Source organism: Pseudomonas sp. NFX71, from assembly GCF_048079215.1.
In the GTDB taxonomy this organism is placed as follows: Bacteria; Pseudomonadota; Gammaproteobacteria; order Pseudomonadales; family Pseudomonadaceae; genus Aquipseudomonas; species Aquipseudomonas fluorescens_B.
Window position 1 is genome coordinate 4,712,218 of the sequence record NZ_CP182230.1, and the last position, 26,125, is coordinate 4,738,342.

The window sequence follows — 26,125 nt, forward strand, 5'->3', positions numbered from 1 at the left end:
CGAGTCGGGAAGTCAGCTAATAGGTGGAGTGTTGTGGCCCGATAGGCAGAATCTTTCACTGAAACCCTCTGGTGGAAACGGTCGTCAGGGACAGTTGAACCAGCCGCTGACGCAATTGCGGGATTGAGATCAACCCTCGGAGGCTACGTCGGGATCGTCCGGCATAGCCTCCGAACGCCCATCGTCAAAGCAACGGAATGCTGTAGCTGACGATCAGGCGGTTCTGGTCCTGGTTTCGGCTCGCTTCACTGTTGGACTTGCCGTTGCGCCAGCCAAACCCGACGCCTTTGAACGCGCCGGACTGAATCGCGTAATCCAGGCCGATATCCCGTTCCCATTCCTTTTGCGTGTCGCCAGTGACGGTCTTGATGTTGTCGCCGCTGAGGTAGATGACCGACGCCTTCAAACCGGGCACGCCCAACCCCGCAAAGTCATACGCATACTGGCCGAAAGCGGTGCGTTCACCTGCGCGGGTGAAGGTCTGGATCAGGCGGTCGGTGTACAGGTAAAGACTGGCGCCACCGGCCCCTTTGTCCGGCAGGTTGCCTTGGCTGAGCTGGGTGAAGTTGCTGCCGCTGGAAACGCTTTGGTAGCCGGCGGTGATGGCATGGGCGCCGGCGGTGTAAATCAGTGCGGCGCTCCAGGTCCGGTTGTCGATTTCGCCATCGGCGCCTTCGGTGTAGCCGCTGATCCGGTAGCCTGAAGTGCCCGAGCTGTTTTTGCCGGACGAATCGGTCTTGAAGTAACGCAGGTCGGTTTTCAGCGATTGATTGTCCGAGATCGTCAGCGTGTGCATCAGGCCGAAAAACTGCTGGGTGTAGTAGTCGTCGAGGTTGGCATAGTAATACTGGGCGGTCAGGTCCTTGGTGATTTTCCAGTCGCCACCGGCGAAGTCGAACGCGTTGCTTTCACGGGTGCCACCCGTTACCGCGAGCCCGGTCTGATCGCTTGAACCCCGGCCAGTCGCGTGTTCGATGCGGCCACCGGTGAGGGTCAGGTCTTTGAACTCGCCCGAGGTGATCTGCCCGCCTTCGAAGGTCTGCGGCAGCAGGCGGCCGTCGTTGGCCACCAGAATCGGCAGCTTCGGCATCAGCGTACCCAGACGCAGTTCGGTTTTCGAGACTTTGACCTTGCCGGTCAACCCGAGCCGGCTCCACTCGTCGACCGCGCTGTTGTCGCTGTCCGAAGGAATCATGCTGCTGCCGACGTGGCGTCCTTTGCCGCTGTCCAGGGTAATCCCCATAAGGCCCAGTGCGTCGACACCGAAACCGACGGCGCCGTCGGTGTAGCCCGACTTGTAGTCGAGCATGAAACCCTGCGCCCATTCTTCGGTTTTCGACGGGGCGGCCGGGCCATCGCGGTTGTCGTTGTTGAAGTAGAAATTCCTCATCCCCAACGTCGCTTTGCTGTCACTCAGGAAGTCGGCGTGCGCCTGGGTGCTGAGTGCAATGGCGCCCAGCGCCAGGGTTACAACCGTGTTCTTGTTGCTCATGTAAGACGCCCCTAATTATTTTTGTAATATGAATCGGGAGGGTGGCTCCCGCCGTGGCAGGCGGGAGCGTGAGGCTTGATTCAGATACCCAGCACGTTGGCGCCGATGCAGGGATCGATGCCGCGTTCCAGGCGACGCTGATGGACGATCACGGTGATTTCCATCGAACCGGTGGTGACCTCGAAATCGAGGATGTGGCCGCCGTAGGCCTGGAAGGTGGCATCACCAGCAACGCCGTGCATATGGATCGAAGGCTGACCGTTCTTCCACGCCACCGAGCCGGTGATGCTGGCCATCTCGACGCTGTTCAGGATCTTGGCGTCGAAGTCCTTCTTGTCCTTGTTCCAGAAACCGAACTTGACGTTGCCGAAGCCGATACCCGTGATGGACGCGCTGGGAATCTTCTCGGCGATGGCCAGTTTGGTCAGTTCCTTGAACGCGTTGTCGCCCATGCGCAGCACCATGAGGTAACCGGTGGGTGTTTTGGTGTAGCGCGGTGTGGCTTCAGTGGCACATTGCATGGGGGCTGTCGTCGCGGCGGGCGTGGTTTCGGCAATGGCCAGTTGAGTGCCTGCGGTGGTGATCATCACGGCAGCGGCCACGGCCAGCATCAATTTGCACAAGCGGTGTTTCGGGTGACGTTGAGCTTGCATGAGACTTCCTCTGTTTTTGTTGTTGTGTGGGTACAGCGGTTTTCGGGACGAGCGAATCCGACGCCTGTGTTCAACAGGCGCGGAAGGTGTGACTGTCAGTGGGTGTCAGTTGAAGCGCGTTGACCTACAGCGCATCGCGGTGGCTGATGCCGTCCACCAGTCGGGCGATGCTCAACGGGTTGCTGTTTTTCAGGGCGTCCGGCAGCAGGCTGTCGGGGCAGTTCTGGAAACACACCGGTCGCAGGAAACGATCGATCGCCAACGTCCCGACCGAGGTGCCGCGCGCATCCGAGGTGGCCGGGTACGGCCCGCCGTGCACCATGGCGTCGCAGACTTCCACGCCGGTGGGGTAACCGTTGAAAAGGACGCGTCCGACTTTCTGTTCCAGCAGGGCCAGAACGTCGCCCTGGGTGGCGACTTCCGAATCTTCGACCATCAGCGTTGCGGTCAACTGACCGCGCAAACCGTGCAATGCCTGGATCAATTCGGCGCGGTCAGCGACTTCCACCACGAGGGTGGTCGGGCCGAACACTTCTTCCTGAAGCAACTCATCGCCATTGATCAACAGGCTGGCGTCGGCCTTGAACAGTTGCGGCCGTGCCTGGTTACCCTGTTGCTCGGTGCCGGCCAGGTGTGTGATGCCGGGGTGGGCGCGCAGGTGATCCAGACCCTGGCAGTAGCTTTTCAGTGCGCCGGCGTTGAGCATGGTTTGCGCTGGTTGCTCGTTCATCAAACCGGCGAAGCGCTCCAAGAAAGCCGTGAACTCCGGCGAGCGAATGCCCAGCACCAAACCGGGATTGGTGCAGAACTGGCCCGCGCCCAACACCACGGAAGCGCTCAGCTCGGCGGCGATTTTTTCACCACGAGCCTTGAGTGCTTCGGGCATCAGCAACACCGGGTTGATGCTGCTCATCTCGGCAAACACCGGGATCGGTTGAGGGCGCGCCGCGGCCATGTCACACAAGGCGCGGCCGCCGCGCAGCGAACCGGTGAAGCCGACCGCCTGAATGGCCGGGTGTTTGACCAGCGCTTCACCGACGCTGCCGTAAAGCAGGCTGAACACACCCTCGGGCATGCCGGTTTTCCGGGCAGCGCGGGTGATCGCATCCGCAACGTAATCGGCGGTCGCCATGTGGCCGCTGTGTGCCTTGAACACCACCGGGCATCCGGCGGCGAGGGCGGACGCGGTGTCGCCGCCGGCGGTGGAGAAGGCCAGCGGAAAGTTGCTGGCGCCGAACACCGCGACCGGACCGAGCCCGGTGCGGTACTGGCGCAGGTCGGGACGGGGCAACGGTTGGCGGTCCGGCAGCGCACGGTCGATGCGTGCGCCATAGAAATCGCCCCGGCGCAGCATCGTGGCGAACAGGCGCATCTGACCGCTGGTGCGTGCCCGCTCACCTTGGATGCGCCCGGCGGGCAGGGCGGTTTCCCGGCACACGAGGGCGATGAATGATTCATCCAGCGCGTCGAGCTCGGTGGCGATGGCATCGAGAAACCCGGCGCGGCGGGCGGCCGACAGGTTGCGAAAGGTCGGGTACGCCGTGGCTGCCGCTTGTGCCGCCGCATTTACTTCCTCGGCGGTCGCCTGATGGAAGCGATACGGCAGCGCTTCGCCAGTGCTGGCGTCGTGGCTTTGCAGGGTGGTCGTCCCTTTTGCCGAACGTGCGCCGGCGATGTAGTTGTGGCCTGAAACTTCAAACATGTTGGACTCCTGATGAGCAGTTCAAATCGGGTCAAGCGAGGCGGTAGAGACGCCGGGCGTTGTCATGAAACAGGGCCAGCCGATCAGCAGGGGAACGCTCCCTGACGATGGTTTTGAAACCGTCGAACACTTCGCTGAGGCTGTTCACCACGCCATCGACCGGGTAATTGCTGGCAAACGCGCAGCGACTGATGTCGAAGATCGAAATCGCGTCGTTCACCACACCACGGTTCGCCTCGACCGGCCATGCCTCGCCCGGGATGCAGATGCCGGAAATCTTCAGCGCGACATTAGGTTCCTGTGCCAGCAGCGCGAGGTTTCTACGCCAACCGGCCAAGCCTTCTTCCGAACGATCTGCGGGCAGTGCGGTGTGATTGACCACGATGGTTACGTCGGGGAAATCACTGGCCAGTTCGGCGGCTTCCGGCAGATGCCACCACGGCGCCTGCAACTCGAAGTGCAGGCCGTTTTCGGCCAGTCGGGCATAACCGTCGCGCCAGCGCGGATCGCGCATGGAGCCGGGTTCGGCGAAATCTTCACTCCAGGCCTCGAGACTGGTCACCGTTGGCTTGTGGCGTATGCCGCGCACCAGCGGGTGATCGCCGTACAGGCGCAGCAGATCAAAAGCGTCTTCGCGATCCAGCCAGGCCTGCGCAACCATGGCGCCCAGGGTGGATTCGGTTTTCGCCAGCGACTCGACAAACCTCACTTCTTCAAATGGCGTCGTCGGGTCCCATTCACCCTCGATCACGACCGTCTGCACGACATGATGGCTGCCGGTGAGCCGGTGATAGTCTGCCGGCAGGAAGTTGCGGCAGATGGACGAATAATCGCCATATCGAAACGGTCGCAACGGGCGGTCGTTCAACCACGGGTAGTAATGGGTTTCGATGTCGAAATAGTGTTGATGCGCATCGACGATGGGCAAGTCCGCGTCATCGCCGCTGGCGAGAAAACGCGCGCGCCAATCGATGGCGGACAAGTTATCCATGCGGCTCCTCCAGACGATAAAAGCGCCGAGCGTTGCCGGCGAACACCGCTTCCTGCACGGCTCGCCCCATGGGCGCGAGCATTGCGGCCATGCCGTCGGCAATCGTGTCGTAGGAGGCGCGCAGACCGGCAACCGGAAAGTTGCTGGCGAACATGCAGCGTTCGGGGCCGAAAATCTCCAGGGCGGTCAGGACCACCAGCCGGTTATCGTCGTAGTTCCAGGGCGAATCCTTGAGGCCGAACTCCGACAGCTTGATGTGCACGTTGGGCTGCAAGGCCAGCGCTTCCAGGCCTTTGCGCCAGCGCGTCATGCCGGCCGGGCTGCGATCCCAGGCGAAACCGGTGTGATTGAGCGCGACGCGGATCTGCGGAAACATCGCCGCCACCTCGGCCGCCTCGACCAGGTGCCACGGCGGTACCCGCAGGTCCCACGACAGATCGTGAGCGGCCAGCCGGGAAAATCCTTCCAGCCATTTCGGGTCCTGCATCGTGCCCTTGGCACCGGCAATCGATACGTCCGGTGAAGCCGAGGTCACTGGTTTCGAGCGAATGCCTTTCACCAGTGGCCGGGCGGCTTGTTCCGCAAGAATCTGCGCGCTGTCTTCGCGATCGAACCAGGCGTGGGCGACGATGGCATTCGGGAAGCCGTAGCGTGCGTTCACCTGTTCCAGCCAGCGTGTCTCGGCGACTTGCTCGTCACGCGCACGTTCGGCCTCGACATGCACGGTCCCCACCAACCGTTGTTTGGCGGTCAGGGCCAGGAACTGTTCCGGCAGGAAATCACGGCACAGGCTGTGATAGTCGCCGAGGAAAAAGTCCTCGTGGTATTCGTCCTGCAGCCACGGATAGCGACCGTTGCCGAGGTCCCACAGATGATGGTGAGCATCGACAACCGGCAGCGCATCCTCGGCGGCAAGGTTCGGCCAACCGTTGCGTTCGTGCAGCGTGATCATGACTCGACCCTTTTTCAGCGCGACGCAGAGAATTGGGAAGGGCTGAGCACGCCGTCTTCGACTTCGCCAGCGGCGGCGGCCTCGGCTTTGGCCTGCACGCGGCTGCGCAGTTTGGCGACGTTCACCACCACCCGGGTATGCGCGGCCGTGGCGACCAGCTCGACGTCATCGCGCACTTCGACGTTGAAGGTGACACTGCGACCTTCGATGCGGGTCACCGTGGCGACGATGCTGACCGACATGCCCAGCAGCGTGGCGCCGACGTGGCGGATATCCACCGCCGCGCCGACCGTGTTTTCGCCGTCATCGAGGAAGGTCAGTAGGTAATCGAGGCACGTCTGTTCTATGTCGTCGACCAAGCGTGGCGTGGCATAGATGCGCAGGTCCTCGCCGAGAAACGAGATGGTGCGTGGCTGGTCGACGATCAGTCGGCGTTCGGTGGCGGTACCGGCTTCGAGCGTGGAGAAATTCATGGGAAACCTCATGTTTGAGTGCTGACAGTCAAAAAGTGATTCAGGTGTTGGGCAGGAAACCGATGGAAATCCACGGCACGGCAATCAGCACCCCGAGCGCTACGACCAGCGCGCCGAGATACGGCCAGACCCGACGCATGGCGCCGCTGGGGTCGACCTTGGCGATGGCGCACGCGGCGTAGAAACCCACGCCAAACGGAGGAGCGAACAAGCCCAGGCCCATGGCGAAGATCGCGACCATGGCGTAATGCACGTCGTTGATGCCCATGGCCTTGGCAATCGGGAACAGCAGTGGTCCGAACAGCACGATGGCCGGGATGCCTTCCAGGAAACTGCCGAGCAGGATGAACGCCACGGCGGAGATGATCAGGAAACCCATCGCACCACCCGGCACTGTCGACATCACCTGCGCCAACTGATGGGAGAAGCCCGACTGGGTCAGCGCCCAGGCCATGGCGGTGGCGCTGCCGATGATGATCAGGATCGCGCCGGACAACGAGGCGGTGCTGACCAGAATCGGATACAGGCGCCGCCAGTCAAAGCAGCGATAGCACAGCAAACCGACGATGAAGGTGTAGGCCACGCCAATGGCGGCGACTTCGGTCGCGGTGGCGACCCCTTCAACTACGGCCGTGCGGATCACGAAGGGCAGGGCCAGCGCAGGGATCGCGAGCAACAATGAGTGACCGATTTCCTTGCCCGAGGCGCGTTTGCCGGTGGAGGTCTCGCCTTTGCGGTTCTTCCACCAGATCACGGCGGCCATGGCAATCGCTCCCACCACCGCCGGCATGAAGCCGCCGGTGAACAGTGCGGAAATCGACACGCCGGTCACCGAGCCGATGGTAATCAGCACCAGGCTCGGCGGAATGGTTTCCGACATCGCCCCGGAGGCATTGAGCATTGCCACCAGTTCGTTTTCATCCTCGCCGCGTTTCTTCATTTCCGGAAACAGCGCGGGTGCGATGGCGGCCATGTCGGCTGCCTTGGAACCGGAAATGCCGGAGATCAGGTAGATCGCGCCGATCAGCACATACGACAAACCGCCGCGCACATGACCGATCAACGAGCACAGGAAGCGAATCATCGCCCGCGCCATGCCCATGGCCTCGATCAGCGCCCCCAAAAACACGAACAGCGGGATGGCCAGCAGGATCAGGCTCGCCATGCCTTCGTCCATCCGCCCGATCACCAGGGTCAGTGGAGTGCTGGTCATGGTCGACAGATACGCCACCGTCGCCAGGCCGAACGCGACCATGATTGGCACGCCGATGACGATCATCGCCATCACGCCGATCATGAAGAAGATCACCAGGTTCCAGTTGCCCATCAACAGCATCCAGCCTTCGGCCACCCACAACAATGCGCCGAGGGACGCGAGCATCGCCACCGACACCGAGAAGTCGATCAACCGTGCGCTGGTCAGCAACCGTGCGACGCAGGTCATCAGCATCAGGCTCAGGCCGACGGCGATGGCGGACACGCGAAAGGCGTTGGGAATTTCCAGGGCGGCGGTGGTGATGATCCACTCATCGCTGACGTACTCCCAGGCCGGGGTGAACAGCAGGCCGATAAAGGTGATAACGATCACCGCGCCCAGGGTGTCGACGAAGGCGCGTTTTTCCACGGGCAGCCGCCCGATGAACGAGGTGAGGCGCATGTGCTCGCCGCGCCGCATCGCCACCACCGAGCCGAGCATCGCCAGCCACAGGAACAGCAGCGAAGCCAGTTCATCGCCCCAGACGATCGGCTGGTTGAGCACGTAGCGAGAGAACACATTGCAGAACAGCAGTGTGACTTCGATCACCACCAGCAACGCCGCGCTGCCCTCGGTCAGCCAGCGCAGGCCGGTGTCCAGCGCACGACCGAGACGAAACGTGGTTTGGCGCGGGCTGACTCCTTCAGCGGGGGACACTTCCGTCATTGGTATTTCAGTTTTCATGACCTTGTCTCCGGCTTAGGACAGTTGACCTGCGTATTGCTCAAGCAAGCTCCAGGCTTCCGGGCCGTACTTTTCCTTCCATTGGGTGTAGAAGCCCTTCGACTGCAGGTCCGTCCTGAACAATGAACGGTCGACTTTATTGAAGGTGATGCCGTGTGTGGTCAGCGAGGGTTCCAGGCTGGCGTTGAGGTCGATCACCTGTTGGCGCTGGACCAGCGCGGCGGCGTTGATCTGCCGGGAAACGATTTCCTGCACATCGGCGGGCAGTTTTGGAAAGGTCTTGCCCGAGGCGACGATCCAGAAACCGCCCCAGATGTGGTCGGTCATGGAGCAGTATTTCTGCACTTCATAGAAGCGTGCGGACTCGACCACCACCAACGGGTTTTCCTGGCCGTCGACCACTTTGGTCTGCAAGGCCGAGTAGGTTTCGTTGATGCTGATGCCGGTCGGCGAGGCGCCGAGGGCGCTGAACATCGAGGTCCATAACGGGCTGACCAACACGCGCAGCTTGAAGCCGGCGAGGTCTTGCGGGGTGTTGATCGGCCGTGTCGAACTGGTGATCTGGCGGAAGCCGTTGTTCCAGACTTTCTCCATTGGGATCAGGCCGACTTTCTCGGTTTTGGCGCGCACGTGCTCGCCCAGTTTGCCGTCCAGCGCGGCCCAGACACTGTCGTAATCCTTGAACGCGAACGGCATGCTTTCAATTGACATGGCCGGTACCAGCGTCGAGAGAATCGCACCGGGCAGCGGAATGAAATCGATCGCCCCGGCACGCACCTGGGACAGCATGTCGGTGTCGCCACCCATGGCGCCGTTGGCGTACACCTGCAAGTCCACTGCGCCGTTGGTTTCGGCCTTGATCGCGAGCGAGGCTGCTTTCATCTGGATGTTCAGCGGGTGGGTGTCGGGCAGGCTGCTGGTGTAGCGCAGTACGATGGGTTTGGTCGCGGCGAAGACGCCGGAGGGCAGCAGGTTGGCGGCGAATGCACCACCCACGGTGACGCCGGCAGACACTAGAAATGATCGGCGGCTGACAGACTCGGTCAAGATACGGCTCATGATGTTCACCTTCTTGTTTTTGTTGTAGTTGTTCTAAAAAAACAGCAGATCAATGATGCGAACGCTGTTCCCTGTGGGAGCGGGCTTGCTCGCGAAGGGGCCATCAGTCTCGATATCTGTATTGACTGAACCACCGCATTCGCGAGCAAGCCCGCTCCCACAGGTTTTTGCGTTATGCCAGGGCCACCACTGCTTGGCTCCGGATCAGCTCATCGATTTCATTCTCCGCATACCCGCTTTCCTTGAGCACTTCGCGGGTGTGTTCGCCGAGCAGCGGCGCAGGGCGGCTGGTGGTTGGCGGGGCGTTGTCCATGTCGGAGAAGTGGATCGGCAGGCCCATGCCGCGTACCCGGCCTTCGGTGGGGTGTTCGGTCTCGACGACCATGCCGCGAGCCTTGGTTTGTGGATGGGCGAGGGCGGCGGCGATGTCGAGGACCGGCCCGGCAGGCAGGCCGAGGCCGTCGAACAACACCATCCATTCATCCGTGGTGCGCGCGACCAGGACTTCGTTGAGAATTTCCACCAGGGCCAGACGATGCTCCATGCGCAACGCGTTGCTGGCGAAGCGCGGATCGGCCTTGAGTTGCGGCAATGCCAGCGCTTCGACCAGCCGTTCGTAGTTGGCCTGGTTGGCGGCGCCGATGTTGATCCAGCCGTCCGCCGTGCGGAACACCTGGTACGGCGCGCTGGTGGAGTTGGCCGAGCCCATTTTCGGCAGGATGGTGCCATCGGCGAAATACGCCGCTGCCGGCCAGTACATCTGTTGCAGGCCGGCTTCGAACAGCGACGTGTCGACCATCTGCCCGAGCCCGGTTTTCTGTTTGGCGGCATAGGCGGCGCAGATGCCGAGGGCGGCAAGGATGCCGGAGTTGATGTCGGCCACCGGCGAGCCGGCCTTGACCGGCTCACGCCCGGCTTCACCGGTCATGCTCATCATGCCGCTCATGCCCTGGGCGATCAGGTCGAAACCGCCTTTCTCGCCGAACGGCCCGCTGCGCCCGTAACCGGAAATCGCGCAGTAGATCAGGCCAGGGTTGAGGGTTTTCAGGGTGTCGTACCCCAGGCCGAATTTCTCCATGGTGCCGGCACGGTAGTTTTCCGTGACCACGTCGGCGTCCATCAGCAGGCGGCGCAGTACGTCGCGTCCGCCCTCGGTTTTCAGGTTCAGGCCGATGCCGCGCTTGTTGCGGTTGACCACCATGAACGAAGCGGATTCGCCGCTGGCCATGATCGGCGAGAAGCGGCGCGAATCATCACCGTCCGGGACTTTCTCGACCTTCACCACGTCAGCGCCCATGTCGGCCAGCATCATGCCGCACACCGGGCCGGACATGATGTGAGCCAGTTCTACCACGCGCATTCCTGTCAGCGGTCCCATGTTATTTACCCTCGAATTGTGGTTTGGCCTTCGCGATGAACGCGTTCAGGCCAGTCTGAAAATCGTCGGTGTCGTAGCAGGAGTAACTGCTGTCGATCTGTTCGACGGTGGGGGCAACGCCCGCTTCCAGTTGTCGCGCTGCCTGGCGATGCCAGCGAGCAACGAGGGGCGCGCCTTGGGTGATGCGTTTGGCGGTGGCGAGGGTCTCTGACTCGACCTCGGCATCGGGCACGACGCGGGTCACGATGTTTTTCACGTAGGCGTCGTGGGCGTCGAGAATGCGGCCTTCCAGAAGAATTTCCAGGGTCGTCGAGCGTCCGGCGAGGGCTACCAGCCCGGCCATTTCGTCATAGGACATGACCAGCCCGAGCTTGCCGACTGGCGCACCGAAGCGGCTGGATGTGCCACAGATACGCAGGTCACAGAGCGCGGCGATTTCCAGGCCGCCACCGACGCACACGCCATGGATCATCGCGATCACCGGGTGCGGGCAATCGACAACCGCGCGCATCGCCTTCGAGGTGACATCGGCATAGACCCTGGCTTGCGCCTGGTTGGCGCGCACGGCCGGAAACTCGCCGACATCGGCGCCAGCGGCAAAGGCCTGTTCGCCGGCACCGCGCAACACCACGCAGCGCACGCTGAGGTCGGCGGACAATTCGGTCATGACGTCACCCAGGTCCTGCCACATGGACAGGGTCAGGGCGTTCATTTTTCCCGGATGACTGAGGGTGACGATGGCAATGGCGTCTTGCCGTTCGATAAGGACGGTGGGCTTCATGATTGTTCCGCTGGCGTTGGCTTGGCCGACGACGCGGATGCCTCCTGATTTATTGTTGTTGGATAGCGGCTGCTTACAGCGATTGTTCGAGCATCGACAGGTAGTCTGCAGACGAGGCTTCGCGCGGGTTCGTCTTGTGGCTGTGATCGTGCAACGCGCCCTCGACGATGCCGGCAAACAGGCTCGGATCGACGCCGATCTCGCTCAGGCGGGTGGGCAGGCCCAGGCGTCGGGTCATGTCTTCGATGGCCGCACCGATGTTCGCGCCGGCTTCAAGGCCCATCGCGTGGCGCAGACGTTCGAGTTTGCGCTCGTCACGGACGGTCGGAGCATTGGCATTGAAGTGCACGACCACCGGTAAAAAAATCGCGTTCAACGTGCCGTGGTGGAGTTTCGGGTTGATGCCGCCCAGGGCGTGGGAGAGGCTGTGCACGCAGCCCAGACCTTTTTGAAAGGCGAGTGCGCCCTGCATCGAAGCGCTCATCATGTTCATCCGCGCTTCACGATCGCCAGGCTCGGCGGTGGCACGTTCGATGTGTTCCCAGGCGCGCCACAGGCCGTCGAGGGCGATGCCGTCGGCGGCGGGGTTGAAGGCCGGCGCCATGAAGGTTTCGATGCAGTGGGCGATCGCGTCCATGCCGGTGGCGGCGGTGAGCATGGGCGGCAGGCCCAGGGTCAGTTCCGGATCGCAGATGGCCACGCGAGGCACCACGTAAGGCGAGATGACGCCGACTTTGCGACCATCGTCGAGGATCAGGATGGCGCCTCGTCCGACTTCACTGCCGGTGCCCGCCGTGGTCGGAATCGCGATCAGCGGCGCGGTGGCCGACGTGATGCGGTCCAGCCCGCCTTCGATCACCGCAAAGCTGTGCAGAGGACCGTCGTGGGTGGCGCAGACCGCGACGCCCTTGGCCAGATCGATCGAGGAACCGCCGCCCACCGCGATGATGCCGTTGCACTCGCCGAGGTGGTAATGCGCCACGGCTTCACGCACGGCGTGTTCGTTCGGGTTGGGCGGGGTGGCGTCGAAAATCGCCGGAGTGAGGCCGCCGAGGGCAGCGATGACTTTGTCGACGATGCCGGCATTGCGCACGCCGACGTCGGTGACGATCAGCGGCCGGGTGATGCCGGCGCGCTCGGCTTCGGCCGCCAGGTGCTGGAGGCTGTCATAGCCGAACTGGATTTTGGTGACGTAATTGATGAGTGACATGATTCACCACAAGTTATACAGGATTGTTATTGTTGCAACCGGTCTTGGGCAGGAGGGCGTTAGCGCTCTGGTCAAACCCGTTGCATTGCCTGGTTGTGGGGTGGACTATAGGGCCGTCGTGGCCAGCCTCGATACTGACAACTTTCGATACCTCTATAACTTTTAGTTAACCCTGATGACGCCCTCACTGAACTCGATCATGTCCCGCCTGCACATCAAGCAGCTTCGTTTGCTGATCGCCCTGGACGAGCACGGCTCCTTGCTGGGCGCGGCCAAGCAGGTCGCGCTGACCCAGCCCGGCGCGAGCAAGGCACTGCAGGAAATTGAAACCACCTTTGGCACGTCCTTGTTCACCCGCACTAACCGCGGGCTTGAACCGAACGATGCCGGACGCTCGGTCATCCGGTACGCGCGGTTGATCCAGACCGACCTCGCGCACCTGCGCGAAGAGATCATCGGCATCATGAGCGGCGAGGGCGGGCGCGTGTCGGTCGGCACCATCATGGGCGCCGTTCCGCTGCTGACCACGGCGATCAGCCGGGTGATAGCCGACCACCCGAAGCTGTCCATCGAGATCGTCGAGGACACCAGCGCCGCGCTGCTCAGCCAGCTCGACGCCGGACGCCTGGACCTGGCGATCTGCCGTACTACCATCAGCACCACTCCCTACTTGTACGAGAGCTCGACCTTCGTCGAGGAAACCCTCGCGGTGATCGCCAGCACCCAACATCCGTTCGCCTATGCCCGGCAGCTATCGCTGAAGGACCTGGTGGATTACCGCTGGGTCGTCTATCGCGCCAACATGCCGATGCGGTTATTGCTGGAGCGGGAATTTCACGAGGCCGACCTGCGTTTTCCAGTGCACCTGCTGGAAACCACCTCGGCCTTCGCCACCTTGTCGCTGCTTCAGGAAAACCCGACCCTTGTCGCGCTGGTGTCGACCGACGTGGCGAAGTTCTGCTCCGGCTACGGCTTCACCACCACGCTGCCGCTGCCTATCACCTCGCGCAGCGAACCCTATGAACTGGTATCGCGCAAAGGCGTGCCGGACTCGCCGGCGGCCAGGCTGTTGCGCGAGGCGTTGTTGAATCCCGCGTAGAACCGTAATGCTGTTCACACCCAGAGAGTCTTGAACCAGAGAAACCTGTGGCGAGGGAGCTTGCTCCCGCTTGAGTGCGTAGCACTCACAAAAATCGCATTGGTTGTCAGCTTTTTGGGGCCGCTACGCAGCCCGGCGCGAGCAAGCTCGCTCGCCACAAGTGACCAGCATTAGCCTGGAACCAGTGGTTGGGATAGTGCCCGGCATTGAGGGCGTGCATTCGTGCGATTCAGGCAAAATTGATTTGTGACTGGCGCGGTGTTTGTGACGGATCAACGCCGCGATACTCGACGGGATTTTGCCTTCCCCTAAATTGGCCCACGGATGGCCATTGCGAGGTTCGAACCATGACTGTTTCCCGCCGACTGGCGCTCTTGATGACCGCTGCCGCGTTGCTCACCGCGTGTGGTGAATCGTCCAAACTGCCGCCCCAGGCCAGCGTCGGCCCCTCGCCGCAGTTGCCTGAACCCACCACTTCGTTGATCCCCACGTTGAAGGTGTCCAAGGCAGTCGGCTGGTCGGGCAGTGACATGCCCAAGGCGCCTGCCGGATTCAAGGTGACCGCGCTGGCGGACGATCTCGACCATCCGCGCTGGATCTACCTGCTGCCCAACGGCGATGTGCTGGTCGCCGAAAGCAATCACCCGCCGATGCCCGAAGGCGCCACGGACGGCGGCAGCGGGCCGCTGGCCTGGGCGAAGCGCACGGCGATGGGCATTGTGATGGGACGGGTCGGCGCCGATGTGCCCAGCGCCAATCGCATCACCTTATTGCGCGATGCCGATGGCGACGGTCACGCTGAAACCCGCACGGTGTTCATGAGCGGGCTGACTTCGCCATTCGGCATGGCGTTGGTGGGGGACGAGCTGTTCATTGCCAACGCCGATGCCGTGGTCAAGGTGCCTTACATCACGGGGCAAACCGAAATCAGCGCGACGCCGGTAAAAGTCACCGACTTGCCCGCTGGCATCAACCACCACTGGACCAAAAACGTCCTCGCCAATCCCGAGGGCACCAAGCTTTACGTCACCGTCGGCTCCAACAGCAACGTCGGTGAAAACGGCCTTGAGGCCGAAGAAGGTCGTGCGGCGATTTGGGAAGTCGACGTTAAAAGCGCAGAAAAGCGCCTGTTCGCCAGCGGTCTGCGCAACCCCAACGGCCTGGCCTGGAAGCCGGGCTCGAACGAGTTGTGGACCGTGGTCAACGAGCGTGACGAAATCGGCAGCGACCTGGTGCCGGATTACCTGACCTCGGTGAAAGACGGGGCGTTCTACGGCTGGCCGTGGAGTTACTACGGCAACCACGTCGACACCCGTGTAGAGCCGCCGCGCCCGGACAAGGTGGCTCAGGCCATCTCCCCGGATTACGCGCTGGGCACCCACGTCGCACCGCTGGGCCTCGCGTTCTCCGACGCCCGCGCAATGCCGGCCGGTTTCGCCAACGGTGTGTTTATCGGCGAACACGGCTCGTGGAACCGCAATCCGCAGGCGGGCTATAAAGTGGTGTTCATCCCGTTCAGCGACGGCAAGCCGTCAGGCGTGCCGGTGGATTTTCTCACCGGTTTCCTCAATGCCGATGGCGAAGCGCAAGGGCGTCCTGTGGGGGTAGCGCTTGATCAGGGTGGTGCGTTGCTGGTGGCCGATGATGTCGGTAACAAGGTGTGGCGTGTGGTGGCGGCCAAACAGGGGCAATGAAAACCTGGGCTTGACTCAGTGTTGCAAAACTCACGCAGATGATAGAAGGCGCGCGCCGCGAGGTACGCGCCTTTTTTTTGTTCGACGAGGGCATCTTGTGGATTTTGTGCACTGGCCGGTCCGTGACGTTCTAAAAGAAGTTTGATCTATCCACGAGGGAGAAAAATCGAGGAACGAGGCATTTACGAGAAAGGTGTAGGACGTCTCCGAGACGCATAAACCGGGTTTTTCTTCGCTTAAGGCTCGCCTATAGTTCGCCCGTCGCCGACGAATCGGTGATCGACTTTAGCCGGTCGTATCAGATGATGCACAAGCGCCCGTATAATCGCGGCGTTTTTTGCTGCCTAGAATCTACATGTCTATGGTGGCTGTGCGTGGGACACCTTCGGGTGTGCCGGGTTCATCTGTCCGGTCGGCTAACCCGCGCATAGCTACCACCCAAATTCGTTTAGCCGCGAAAGGGTGGGAGCTTCACTTATCAGATGAGATTCACGCCATGCCTAAATTCCACCCGCTCCAAGGCAACTTCAGCGTCGGCCCGACGCTGTACATCGACACCGAAGCCCGCGCTTCCGATCTTCTTGAAACCGCCGTCCACCGACTAAAAGCTGCGCGTAATCTGCTCAACAGTGTTTCCTGCCTTTGCGTCAGAGAAGCCGAGGGTCATGACCTGGAACATTTCGCCAACGCCGCACACATGCTCGTCCAGGACGGCTGTGATGCCTTGGATGTGCTGGGCTGGACGCTGGAAAAAACTGCACGCTGAGAACGAGAAAGCCGCGATATTCGCGGCTTTTTTGTGCGTCAAAGTGGCCTGCTCAAACCCCGTTCCTGGTGTTTTGCGGCCCATGAGACTGCTGGGTTGCATCCGTCACTTCCGCGGTCTTGTCCTGAGTCTCGTGCACCGCCTGGATGATGACCTTGGCCACGTCGGCCGGACGCGACTGCTGCGGCACATGACTGGCCTGGACTTCGGTGACCTGCGCTTTCAATTTCTTGGCAAACGCACGCTGCAGATCCGGTTGGATCATGCGGTCGTCGCGAGCAACGACGTACCAGGTCGGTTTGCCTTTCCAGGCAGCGACGCTGGTTTTGTCGTCGAATGCCGAGGCACGAATCGGTCCCTGCGTGGCGGCCATGACGGCGGTCTGTGCGGCGGGAAGATCCTGGGCGAAGCCGGTGGCCATGCCTTGGGGGGTCATGTAGAGAAAGCCGTTTTTATCAGCGGCGATGTCTTTCACGCCGGGCGGCGCCGGGAAGTCTTTGCCCAGATCCTTACTGGCCTGGCCCGCATCCGGGGCGAACGCAGCGACGTACACCAGGCCACGGACTTTCTGGTCAGTACCGGCCTGACTGATGACTGTACCGCCCCAGGAGTGCCCGACCAGCACAACGCCGTTGTCCTGATTGTTCAACACGCGCTGCGTGGCCGCAACGTCATCGGCCAGGGAAGTCAGCGGGTTTTGCACCACGGTAACCTTGATGCCTTCGGCCTGTAGCAGCGGAACAACCTTGCCCCAGTCGGAGCCGTCGGCGAAAGCACCGTGTACGATCACCACCGACGGTTGCGGGGCGGCGGCCTGGCTGCCGACGGCGAACAATGAAGTGGTCATGGCGAGTGCGAGAGCGATAGCCTTGGGTTTGAACATGGTTGGAACTCCTGTGGTTGGTGTGACGCAGTTTCAGGAATACGGGGGCGGTCCGGTATCGGTCGTTTATCCGAGGCAGGCCAAACATCATTCGAAGAAAGGGGAGAGTCATGCGCGAGAGTGACGGCATCGAGCTGGAGAGTGCGATCCTGGCGTTGTCCATGGTCGGCGATTTGAGTATGGGCCAGCCCTTCGACCAGTCACGCCGTACGGCTCGCCTGGTGCAGTTGCTCGCGCAGTCGTGCCACGGTGCCGGTGAACACACTGAGGTCGCACGGCAAGTGGCCTTGCTGCGTTGGTCGGGGTGTACGGCCAATGCCGAGGGTTTTACCCGTTTGCTGGGCGATGACGTCGAAGGCCGCAACGCCATGCTCAGCCAGACACTGGGCGCGGCAGGCCTGCGCGCGATGCGCAAATCGGCGCCGTTGGCCGTGGTGCATTGCGAGGTGTCGGGCGATATCGCACACACGCTGGGCCTGAGCGCACCGGTCGAACATGGGCTGCGACATGTGTTCGAGCAGTTCGACGGTGAAGGCAAACCCTTTGGCTTGCGCCATCCCGAGGTGCCTGAGGTGGTCTATCAAGTGTTGCTGGCCGGTGATCTGGAAATCCTCTCCCGGGTTCACGGACTGGAGGCGGCACTGGAGTGGATCGCGACCAAGGGCGATCGTCGCTACCCGGCATCGCTGGCGGCAGAACTTGCGCTCAATGCCAAAGACTGGCTGGAATCGTTGCGCGTGCCGCAAGACGTTCGTTCGCAACCGCATCGAAGCGAGGGGCAGGTTGCGCTGAGGCTGGTCGGGGATGTGATCGACCTCAAGCTGCCTTGGTTGGCGGGCTACTCACGCCGGTCGGCCGAACTGGTCAGGGAGGCCGCGAGGTTGTGGGGCTTGTCGGACCAGTCGGCTGACCAGGCCGCGAAAGCCGCGCTGATTCATGGCGTCGGCCGGGCGGCGGTGCCCAACCGAATCTGGAACACGCCGGGCGTATTGCTGGACGGTGATCTCGAACAGGTCCGGCTGGTGCCTTACTGGACGTCGCGCACTTGCGGCCAGATTCCCGAACTGACGGCGCCGGGTCGGCTGGCGGCGAATGCCTATGAACGACTGGATGGCAGTGGCTACTTCCGTGGCCTTGAGGGCGATGCCTTGCCCGCCGAACAGCGTTTGCTGGCGGCCACGCTGGTCTGGCAGGCATTACGTGGCGACCGGCCGTGGCGTGCGGCCTTCAGCGACAGTGACGCCGAGCGTCTCTTGCTCGACGAAGCCGCGCGGGGGCGTTTCGACCCCCAGGCCTGTCAGGCGGTCATCGCGGCGGCTCGCGGCGAGAGCGTCGTCGCACCCAGGGGAAATGCCAGCCTGCTGAGCGACCGCGAGACGCAAATCCTGCAACGCATCAGCATGGGCGGCAGCAACAAGGAGGTGGCGCGCCAGCTCGGCATCAGCCCGAGCACGGTGCGCACCCATGTCGAGAGTGTGTTCCGCAAATTGCAGTGCACGACCCGTGCGGCCGCGACACTGAAGGCGCTGACGCTCGGATTGATATGACCCTCAAATGGGGATGTGTGTGGTCGACAACACCTGGCGCAACCCCATGAAAGAGCGAATCTGCCGAACCCCCGGCAGGTAAAGCAACTGCTCGGCGTGCAGCCGGTTGAAGCTGTTGCTGTCCTTGGTGCGGATCAACATGAAGTAGTCGAATTCCCCCGTCACCACATGGCACTCCATACACCCGGACACTTTCTGTGCCGCGGCTTCGAAGGCGGCGAAGGATTCCGGCGTCGAGCGGTCCAGCACCACGCCGATCAACACCACCATCCCCGCATCCAGCGCGTCGTTGTCCAGCAGCGCGACAATGCCCTTGATCAGGCCCGCCTGCTTGAGGCGTTCGACTCGCCGCAGGCAGGCCGGCGCGCTCAGTTTTACCTTCTCGGCGAGCGCCACATTGGAGATGGAGGCGTCTCGCTGCAGGGTCTTGAGAATGGCGCGGTCGGTCCGGTCCAGCGTGAGCGGCTCCGCACCTGGAGTGCCGGGTTTCTTGTGATTATTTGTTGCGCTCATGGTCATTTATGCACAATAAAAGTCTGTTTTAAGTAATAACTGCTGATTTATGTTTCTTTAATGGATTGAAACTTGCAACACATTTTTTTCGCTTTGTTCTTAATATTGAACTCATCGAAGTCGCCTGAAACAGCCTGGAAATGCCGTTTTTTTGTCTTTCGGTCTGGCGCTTGGATATCCAATAATCAAGGAGCAAAGTCATGAACCTGAATCGCTTCAAACGTTATCCGCTGACCTTCGGTCCTTCTCCCATCACGCCCTTGAAACGCCTCAGCGAACACCTGGGCGGCAAGGTCGAGCTGTATGCCAAACGTGAAGACTGCAACAGTGGCCTGGCCTTTGGCGGCAACAAGACGCGCAAGCTCGAATACCTGATTCCCGAAGCGATCGAACAGGGCTGCGACACCCTGGTGTCCATCGGTGGTATCCAGTCGAACCAGACCCGTCAGGTCGCGGCCGTCGCTGCCCACCTGGGCATGAAGTGTGTGCTGGTCCAGGAAAACTGGGTGAACTACTCCGACGCCGTGTATGACCGGGTCGGCAATATCGAAATGTCTCGCATCATGGGCGCCGACGTACGACTGGACGCCGCCGGGTTCGACATCGGCATTCGGCCCAGCTGGGAGAAGGCCATGAGCGACGTGGTGGAGCGGGGCGGCAAGCCGTTCCCGATTCCGGCGGGTTGTTCCGAGCACCCTTATGGCGGCCTCGGCTTCGTCGGTTTCGCCGAGGAAGTCCGGCAGCAGGAACAGGCACTGGGCTTCAAATTCGACTACATCGTCGTGTGCTCCGTGACCGGCAGTACCCAGGCGGGCATGGTTGTCGGTTTCGCCGCCGACGGCCGTTCGAAAAATGTCATTGGCATCGACGCCTCGGCCAAACCAGAAAAGACCAGGGCGCAGATCCTGCGTATCGCCCGGCACACCGCCGAACTGGTGGAGCTGGGTCGCGAAATCACCGAAGAGGATGTGGTGCTCGACACGCGCTTCGCCTATCCGGAATACGGTTTGCCGAACGATGGCACGCTGGAAGCCATTCGTCTGTGCGGGCGTCTTGAAGGCGTGCTGACTGACCCGGTGTATGAGGGCAAATCCATGCACGGGATGATTGAAATGGTCCGCCGTGGCGAATTTCCCGAAGGTTCGAAAGTGCTGTACGCGCACCTGGGCGGGGTACCGGCGCTGAATGCCTACAGTTTCCTGTTCCGCAACGGCTGAAAAAACTGTGGGAAGGGACCGTTCAACCGCTGGGAGTAACGCCATGCATGCGACATCGCAATCCGCAGTCTGGATCAAGGAACCGTCGGCGGAGGCCGGGGTGGTCATCGTCACCAGCGCCGCTTTGCCCAAATACATGATCGACAAGCTGCACATGGCGATCGATGACTGGGATCAGGTGGCTTATCTGGCCGTCAAGCAATCCCGGGAATTGATGCTCGACTGGTTGCGGGTCGGGTTCAACCCCGAACAGTCGCCGCGGGTCGACGCGTGTGACGCCAGTCAATTGCTGCGCTACGTTTCCAAAGGCAGCTTTTTACTGGACGTCGAAGTCGGCGCGGCCCCTGGCCTGGCCTGGCTGGGCTCTGTCTGTGGTCACCCGTTGCGCGTCGTCGAACTGGGAGAAGTAGCGTCCTCCAGCGCGGCGATGGACCGACAGGTGGAAGCGGTTCTATCGGCCACCCGGAGCCTGGCGAAAAGCGTGCTGCAGGAACGCTGCGGCATTTAGCAATCAGCCACCCCCAAACAAGAAAGGCGAAGCCTATGAGCCAAACTGCCGACTGTCGCAAAGCCATGAAATGGATGCGCGAGCCTTCAAGTTGCACGCGTATTGTCGTCATCGCGTCCGGACTTGAAAGCGATCATATTGACTTGATCCACCAGGGCTTCAGCTGTTTTGACAATGTTGCGATGATCCATGTCGAGACGGCGAATGTCGTCTCGGCGGAGCGTTCCATCCTCGAGGCGATGGAGCACGTCAAAAGCCTCGCCCGAGCCAGCCATTCGCGCCACCTTGAAGTGTTTCCCGACACCTGCAGGAGTTGCCCATGAACCCGTCCGACATTCATGCCCAATTGCCGGGCCAGACCGCTGAAGATGCCCAGGAAATCGCTGAATGGCGGGATGCCTTGCTCTCGGTCATCGCCCATGGCGGTGCCGGGCAAGCCGCGCAGATCATGGACATGCTGGTGGCGCTGGCCAGCACTGCCGAGATGAACTGGCGGCCGCGCCATGGCACGCCCTACATCAATACCATCAGCGTTGAGCAGCAGCCGGTGTTTCCGGGCGATCTGGCGATGGAAGAACGCCTGGCCTCGATCATGCGCTGGAATGCGCTGGTCATGGTGGCCCGGGCCAACCAGGCCTATGGGGAACTCGGTGGTCACATCGCCAGTTATGCCAGCGCTGCGGACTTGTTCGAGGTGGGCTTCAACCACTTCTTCAAGGCGCGTACCGAAAGCAGCGGCGGAGATCTGGTGTTTTATCAGCCGCACTCCGCGCCGGGCGTTTATGCACGGGCCTTTCTGGAAGGTCGCCTCGAGGAAAAGGACCTGCAGCATTATCGACAAGAGATCGGCGCGCGCGCCCAGGGTGCCCGAGGCCTCTCGAGTTACCCGCACCCGTGGTTGATGCCGGACTTCTGGCAGTTCCCGACCGGCTCGATGGGCATCGGCCCGATCAGCTCGATCTACCAGGCGCGCTTCATGCGATACCTGGAGCACCGCGGCTTGCAAGACACCGCCGGGCGCACCGTCTGGGGCGTGTTTGGCGACGGTGAAATGGATGAGCCGGAAAGCATGTCGGCCCTGACGCTGGCGGCGCGTGAAGGGCTGGATAATCTAGTGTGGGTGGTCAACTGCAACCTTCAGCGGCTGGACGGTCCGGTGCGGGGCAACGGTCGCATCATCGATGAATTGGAGGCGCTGTTCGGTGGGGCCGGCTGGAACGTCATCAAACTGGTCTGGGGTTCCGACTGGGACGGCCTGTTTGCCCGGGATCACGACGGCGCGCTGGTCAAGGCCTTGTCCGCCACGGTCGACGGCCAGTTCCAGACCTTTGCCGCCAAAGACGGGCGCTTCAACCGCGATCAGTTCTTTGGCCAGAATGAAGCCCTGACGCATCTCGCCCAGGGCCTGACCGATGAACAGATCGACCGCCTCAAGCGCGGTGGCCACGACGTGGTGAAGATTTTTGCCGCCTACCACAGCGCGATGCGTGAGGGCAGAAAGCCCACGGTGATTCTGGCGCAGACCAAGAAAGGCTTCGGCATGGGCGACGCCGGGCAGGGCAAGATGACCGTTCACCAGCAGAAGAAACTCGACAAGGAGGCCTTGATCGCCTTCCGTAACCGTTTCAATTTGCCGCTGACCGATGAACAGGCCACCTCGCTGAGCTTCTTCAAGCCCGCCGACGACAGCGCCGAAATGCGTTACCTGCATGAACGTCGCCGAGCCTTGGGCGGGTACATGCCGTCGCGACCGACAACGTCGGCGTCATTGGCGGTGCCCGATATCAACAACTACGCCGGGTTCGCCATTGCCGCGGAAGGCAAGGAAATGTCCACCACCATGGCGTTTGTGCGGATGCTCAGCGGATTGCTCCGGGACAAGCAACTGGGGCCGCGCATCGTGCCGATCGTGGCGGATGAGGCGCGCACGTTCGGCATGGCCAGCCTGTTCAAACAGATCGGCATCTACTCCAGCGTGGGCCAGCGTTACGAACCGGAGGACATCGGTTCGATCCTGAGTTATCGGGAAGCCCTGGATGGCCAGATTCTCGAAGAAGGCATCAGTGAAGCTGGCGCGATCAGTTCCTGGGTCGCCGCGGCGACCAGCTATTCGGTGCATGGCCTGCCCATGCTGCCGTTCTACATTTACTACTCGATGTTCGGCTTCCAGCGCGTCGGCGACCTGATCTGGGCGGCGGCTGACCAACGGGCACGCGGGTTCCTGCTTGGCGCCACGGCGGGCCGCACCACGCTGGGCGGCGAAGGCCTGCAGCACCAGGACGGTAACAGCCACCTGATGGCAGCGATGGTGCCCAACTGCCGTGCCTACGATCCGGCGTTCGCCGGTGAGTGTGCGGTGATCCTCGATCACGGCATGCGCCAGATGCTGGAGCGCCAGGTCGATGAGTTCTATTACGTCACGCTGATGAACGAAAACTACCCGCAGCCCAACCTTCCCGACGGTGTCGAACAGGCGATTATCAAAGGCATGTACCTGTTCGCCCGACACGAAGTCGAGGATGCACGCGGCAGCGTCCAGTTGCTGGGTTCCGGCGCAATCCTGCTTGAAGTGATCGCGGCGGCCGAGTTGCTGGCCAGCGACTGGAACATCGACAGTGAAGTGTGGAGCGTCACCAGCTTCACCGAACTGGCCCGCGAGGCCCGCGAAGTGGAACGCTGGAATCGCCTGCATCCCGGACAACCGGCGCGGCGCAGCCACGTTCAGGAATCGCTCAACGACGCGGCGCCGATCATTGCCTGTACCGATTACGTGCGCGCCTTGCCCCAACTGATCGCCAGTTATGTGCCGGCGCGTTACACGGTGCTTGGCACCGACGGATTTGGCCGCAGTGATACCCGTGGCAGGCTGCGCTCGTTTTTTGAAGTGGACCGCCATCAGATCGCCTTGAGCGCCCTGACGTCACTGGTTCAGGAAGGACTCCTCGATGTCGGCGTGTGCGCCGAAGCGATTGCGCGCTACGCGATTGATGTGGACGCCATCGCGCCTTGGGAAGCTTGAAGCCGGGCTTCAGGTCGAGTCGAATTATCAGGAAATGGTCATGAAGAATGTGCATGAAGTGCGAATGCCCGACATTGGCGATGCCAAAGATGTCGGTGTCATAGAAATACCGGTCAAGGTGGGCGATGCGGTGGTCGAAGGGCAGACCCTGAGCATCGTCGAGACCGACAAGGCGTCCATGGAAATTCCATCGCCGCAGACGGGTGTGTTGCAATCGTTGGTGGTCAGGCTGGATGACAAAGTCAGCGAGGGATCGCCGATTGCCTTTATCGAAAATGAAGGGCGATTGGCGACGTCTGCGCCCAGCATAGAGCCCGTTGCAACGGTCGCGGCGCCTCTGTCGGTGGCTGCGCCAGCGTTGCTCATCGAAGCGTTTGATCCGCCAACGGACTTGCCGCTGGCATCGCCGTCGGTTCGCAAGTTCTCTCGTGAGTTGGGTGTTTCGCTCAAGGCCATTCAGGGCACGGGTCTACGTCGTCGCATCACCAAAGCCGACGTGTCGGCCCATGTGAAAGGCGTACTGACAGTAACTGAAACCGGTGTTCAGCCATTAGGCGGATTGCTGCCCTGGCCGGTGGTGGATTTTGCCAAGTACGGGCCGGTGGAAACCCGGACACTGTCGAGAATCCGCAAAATCAGCGGGGCGAACCTGCATCGCAATTGGCTCATGATTCCCCACGTGACCAATCATGACGACGCCGATATCACGCAGCTCGAACAATTCCGCGTGCAGGTGAACAAGGAAAAGGCCGGCAGCGGGGTCAAGTTGACGTTGCTGGCGTTGTTGATGAAAGCCTGTGCCGGCGCGTTGAAAAAATTCCCGGAGTTCAATGCCAGTCTCAAAGGCGACGACCTGGTGTTAAAGCGCTATTGCCACATCGGTTTCGCCGCCGATACGCCTGAAGGGTTGGTCGTCCCCGTCATCAAGGACGTCGATCAGAAAGGCGTGCTGGCGATTGCCCGGGAAATGTCGGTGCTGGCTGAAAAGGCGCGGGGGGGCAAATTGAGCGTTGCCGAGATGAGTGGCGGTTGCTTTTCGATCTCGTCGTTGGGCGGTATTGGCGGGACGTATTTCACGCCAATCATCAATGCGCCGGAAGTCGCAATTCTCGGGGTGGGCAAAAGCACGGAACGACTCGCGCTGGAGGGCGGGCAGGTTGTCGCGCGCAATATTCTGCCGTTGAGCCTGAGTTGGGACCATCGAGTGATCGATGGCGCGGCGGCGGGGCGTTTCAACGCGTATCTGAGCAGTGTGCTGGCGGATTACCGCCGGTTGGTTCTGTGACCCGGTTGCCGGTTTACCGGGTTCGTTCAGTCACTTAACTGACAACTTCCCCGGTCGCGGACACAATTCAGATACATAAGTGCGGTTTCATGGGACCGTCCAACCCTCAAAGAGGCTTTTGCCATGTTCCGCAAACTGCAGCTTGCCGCCAGGTTCCTCAGCCAGAGCACGCGCCTGATGGTGGGCGTTCCGGATTATGACAACTACGTCGCGCAGATGAAGCGCAATCATCCGGACGAATCGGTCATGAGCTATTCAGCTTTTTTTCGTGAACGTCAGGAAGCACGCTACGGCAAACGCAGTTGCACGACGCGGTGCTGCTGAACGCCGGTTGATCGGTGGTCACCGAAAGGCCTCGTCCTCTCTGAGAGGGCGAGGCTTTTTGCGTTTCATGGTTAGCAAACTGTCCGCATGCAGCCACTTTAATTCGGAGCCTGCAATCAGTAATGTGTCACACCGACATTTGGATGGAGCCGAATCATGCCCCTCACTCACCGCCCTGTACGCGCGGAAGATGTTCTGGCGATCTGCAATTTCCCGCAAACCCCTGAAGAACTGTTTTTCATGTTTCCGAAGGGGCAGTACCCGCTGACGGACGCCCAATTACTTGCATCGATTGCCCAACGTTCTGACTCAACGGTGGTTGAAGAGGATGGCTCTGTGATTGGTTTTGCGAACTTTTACAGGTTTGAGCGAGAAGGCGTGTGCGCGATCGGCAATGTGATCGTGGCACCCAGGGCCCGGGGAAAGGGCGTGGCGAAATTTCTGGTGGAGACGATGGTGGGGCTGGCGATCGATCGTCACCAGGCCAGTGAAGTGCAGATTTCATGCTTCAACGAAAACACGGCGGGACTGCTGCTGTATCCGCAGCTCGGATTTATGCCGTTCGGTATTGAGGAACGGCTCTCGCCGGATGGTCGTCGGGTCGCACTGTTGAACATGCGGTTGCTGACCCACGCCTGAC

Annotated in this window: 24 protein-coding genes; 11 read left to right on the plus strand and 13 right to left on the minus strand. The window is 61.4% G+C overall.

Going from position 1 to position 26,125, the window contains the following annotated elements:
* Nucleotides 1-184: 184 nt before the first annotated feature.
* From ACM1ZW_RS22110 to ACM1ZW_RS22160, 11 genes are all read right to left on the minus strand, one after another.
* Nucleotides 185-1,492, minus strand: a complete 1,308-nt coding sequence (locus ACM1ZW_RS22110) for an OprD family porin (protein ID WP_017339298.1) — start codon at nt 1,490-1,492, stop codon at nt 185-187.
* 80 nt (nt 1,493-1,572) lie between these two features.
* On the minus strand, nt 1,573-2,145 hold the full coding sequence (locus tag ACM1ZW_RS22115) for a PPC domain-containing DNA-binding protein (RefSeq protein WP_017339297.1): 573 nt from the start codon (nt 2,143-2,145) through the stop codon (nt 1,573-1,575).
* Nucleotides 2,146-2,269: 124 nt separating this feature from the next.
* Complete coding sequence (locus ACM1ZW_RS22120) at nt 2,270-3,847, minus strand: aldehyde dehydrogenase (NADP(+)) (protein WP_416739348.1); 1,578 nt, start codon at nt 3,845-3,847, stop codon at nt 2,270-2,272.
* Nucleotides 3,848-3,878: 31 nt separating this feature from the next.
* Nucleotides 3,879-4,838 (minus strand): amidohydrolase family protein, encoded by a 960-nt coding sequence (locus ACM1ZW_RS22125; RefSeq protein WP_416739349.1) that lies wholly within the window; start codon nt 4,836-4,838, stop codon nt 3,879-3,881.
* Nucleotides 4,831-5,790: an amidohydrolase family protein gene (locus tag ACM1ZW_RS22130; protein ID WP_416739350.1), complete on the minus strand. Its 960-nt coding sequence runs from the start codon at nt 5,788-5,790 to the stop codon at nt 4,831-4,833. The genes ACM1ZW_RS22125 and ACM1ZW_RS22130 overlap by 8 nt, the downstream gene beginning before the upstream one ends.
* A 14-nt stretch (nt 5,791-5,804) precedes the next feature.
* A complete protein-coding gene (locus tag ACM1ZW_RS22135; RefSeq protein ID WP_017339293.1) occupies nt 5,805-6,263 on the minus strand; it encodes a thioesterase family protein in 459 nt (152 codons plus the stop codon).
* 40 nt (nt 6,264-6,303) lie between these two features.
* Nucleotides 6,304-8,202 (minus strand): TRAP transporter large permease subunit, encoded by a 1,899-nt coding sequence (locus tag ACM1ZW_RS22140; protein ID WP_416739351.1) that lies wholly within the window; start codon nt 8,200-8,202, stop codon nt 6,304-6,306.
* A gap of 15 nt (nt 8,203-8,217) precedes the next feature.
* On the minus strand, nt 8,218-9,261 hold the full coding sequence (locus ACM1ZW_RS22145) for a TRAP transporter substrate-binding protein (RefSeq protein ID WP_416739352.1): 1,044 nt from the start codon (nt 9,259-9,261) through the stop codon (nt 8,218-8,220).
* 172 nt (nt 9,262-9,433) lie between these two features.
* A complete protein-coding gene (locus ACM1ZW_RS22150) occupies nt 9,434-10,639 on the minus strand; it encodes a CaiB/BaiF CoA transferase family protein (RefSeq protein WP_416739353.1) in 1,206 nt (401 codons plus the stop codon).
* A gap of 1 nt (nt 10,640) precedes the next feature.
* Nucleotides 10,641-11,420 (minus strand): enoyl-CoA hydratase-related protein, encoded by a 780-nt coding sequence (locus ACM1ZW_RS22155; protein WP_416739354.1) that lies wholly within the window; start codon nt 11,418-11,420, stop codon nt 10,641-10,643.
* 73 nt (nt 11,421-11,493) lie between these two features.
* Nucleotides 11,494-12,630 (minus strand): iron-containing alcohol dehydrogenase, encoded by a 1,137-nt coding sequence (locus tag ACM1ZW_RS22160; protein WP_414884103.1) that lies wholly within the window; start codon nt 12,628-12,630, stop codon nt 11,494-11,496.
* Between the two features lie 175 nt (nt 12,631-12,805).
* On the opposite strand from ACM1ZW_RS22160, the gene ACM1ZW_RS22165 reads away from it, so the two are divergent.
* The 3 genes from ACM1ZW_RS22165 to ACM1ZW_RS22175 all read left to right on the plus strand — a co-directional run bounded on the left by ACM1ZW_RS22165 (nt 12,806) and on the right by ACM1ZW_RS22175 (nt 16,189).
* A complete protein-coding gene (locus tag ACM1ZW_RS22165; RefSeq protein WP_031318987.1) occupies nt 12,806-13,729 on the plus strand; it encodes a LysR family transcriptional regulator in 924 nt (307 codons plus the stop codon).
* 347 nt (nt 13,730-14,076) lie between these two features.
* Entirely contained in the window at nt 14,077-15,423 is a 1,347-nt protein-coding gene (locus ACM1ZW_RS22170; protein ID WP_416739355.1) for a PQQ-dependent sugar dehydrogenase, read from the plus strand.
* Nucleotides 15,424-15,919: 496 nt separating this feature from the next.
* A complete protein-coding gene (locus tag ACM1ZW_RS22175) occupies nt 15,920-16,189 on the plus strand; it encodes a hypothetical protein (protein WP_253428777.1) in 270 nt (89 codons plus the stop codon).
* Nucleotides 16,190-16,241: 52 nt separating this feature from the next.
* On the opposite strand, the gene ACM1ZW_RS22180 is transcribed toward ACM1ZW_RS22175, so the two are convergent.
* Nucleotides 16,242-17,072, minus strand: a complete 831-nt coding sequence (locus ACM1ZW_RS22180; RefSeq protein ID WP_017339283.1) for an alpha/beta hydrolase — start codon at nt 17,070-17,072, stop codon at nt 16,242-16,244.
* 110 nt (nt 17,073-17,182) lie between these two features.
* On the opposite strand from ACM1ZW_RS22180, the gene ACM1ZW_RS22185 reads away from it, so the two are divergent.
* On the plus strand, nt 17,183-18,619 hold the full coding sequence (locus tag ACM1ZW_RS22185) for an HD domain-containing phosphohydrolase (RefSeq protein ID WP_416739356.1): 1,437 nt from the start codon (nt 17,183-17,185) through the stop codon (nt 18,617-18,619).
* 3 nt (nt 18,620-18,622) lie between these two features.
* Here the strand turns inward: ACM1ZW_RS22185 and ACM1ZW_RS22190 are convergent, their stop codons facing one another.
* Nucleotides 18,623-19,132, minus strand: coding sequence for an Lrp/AsnC family transcriptional regulator (locus tag ACM1ZW_RS22190; RefSeq protein WP_017339281.1), 510 nt, complete (start codon nt 19,130-19,132; stop codon nt 18,623-18,625).
* Between the two features lie 200 nt (nt 19,133-19,332).
* Between ACM1ZW_RS22190 and ACM1ZW_RS22195 the strand changes: the two genes are divergently transcribed.
* The 7 genes from ACM1ZW_RS22195 to ACM1ZW_RS22225 all read left to right on the plus strand — a co-directional run bounded on the left by ACM1ZW_RS22195 (nt 19,333) and on the right by ACM1ZW_RS22225 (nt 26,124).
* On the plus strand, nt 19,333-20,349 hold the full coding sequence (locus tag ACM1ZW_RS22195) for a 1-aminocyclopropane-1-carboxylate deaminase (protein WP_416739357.1): 1,017 nt from the start codon (nt 19,333-19,335) through the stop codon (nt 20,347-20,349).
* A gap of 43 nt (nt 20,350-20,392) precedes the next feature.
* A complete protein-coding gene (locus ACM1ZW_RS22200; protein ID WP_414879827.1) occupies nt 20,393-20,857 on the plus strand; it encodes a transketolase in 465 nt (154 codons plus the stop codon).
* A 35-nt stretch (nt 20,858-20,892) separates the two neighbouring features.
* Nucleotides 20,893-21,180, plus strand: a complete 288-nt coding sequence (locus tag ACM1ZW_RS22205; protein WP_080995133.1) for a hypothetical protein — start codon at nt 20,893-20,895, stop codon at nt 21,178-21,180.
* Nucleotides 21,177-23,876 (plus strand): alpha-ketoglutarate dehydrogenase, encoded by a 2,700-nt coding sequence (gene mdeB / locus ACM1ZW_RS22210; RefSeq protein ID WP_416739358.1) that lies wholly within the window; start codon nt 21,177-21,179, stop codon nt 23,874-23,876. Before ACM1ZW_RS22205 ends, mdeB begins: the two co-directional genes overlap by 4 nt.
* A gap of 40 nt (nt 23,877-23,916) precedes the next feature.
* Nucleotides 23,917-25,161: a dihydrolipoyllysine-residue acetyltransferase gene (locus ACM1ZW_RS22215; RefSeq protein WP_416739359.1), complete on the plus strand. Its 1,245-nt coding sequence runs from the start codon at nt 23,917-23,919 to the stop codon at nt 25,159-25,161.
* A gap of 123 nt (nt 25,162-25,284) precedes the next feature.
* Complete coding sequence (locus ACM1ZW_RS22220; protein ID WP_017339275.1) at nt 25,285-25,485, plus strand: YbdD/YjiX family protein; 201 nt, start codon at nt 25,285-25,287, stop codon at nt 25,483-25,485.
* Nucleotides 25,486-25,641: 156 nt separating this feature from the next.
* Nucleotides 25,642-26,124 carry a GNAT family N-acetyltransferase gene (locus ACM1ZW_RS22225; RefSeq protein WP_017339274.1) on the plus strand — a complete coding sequence of 161 codons (483 nt, stop codon included), beginning with the start codon at nt 25,642-25,644 and terminating at the stop codon, nt 26,122-26,124.
* Nucleotide 26,125 lies beyond the last annotated feature (1 nt).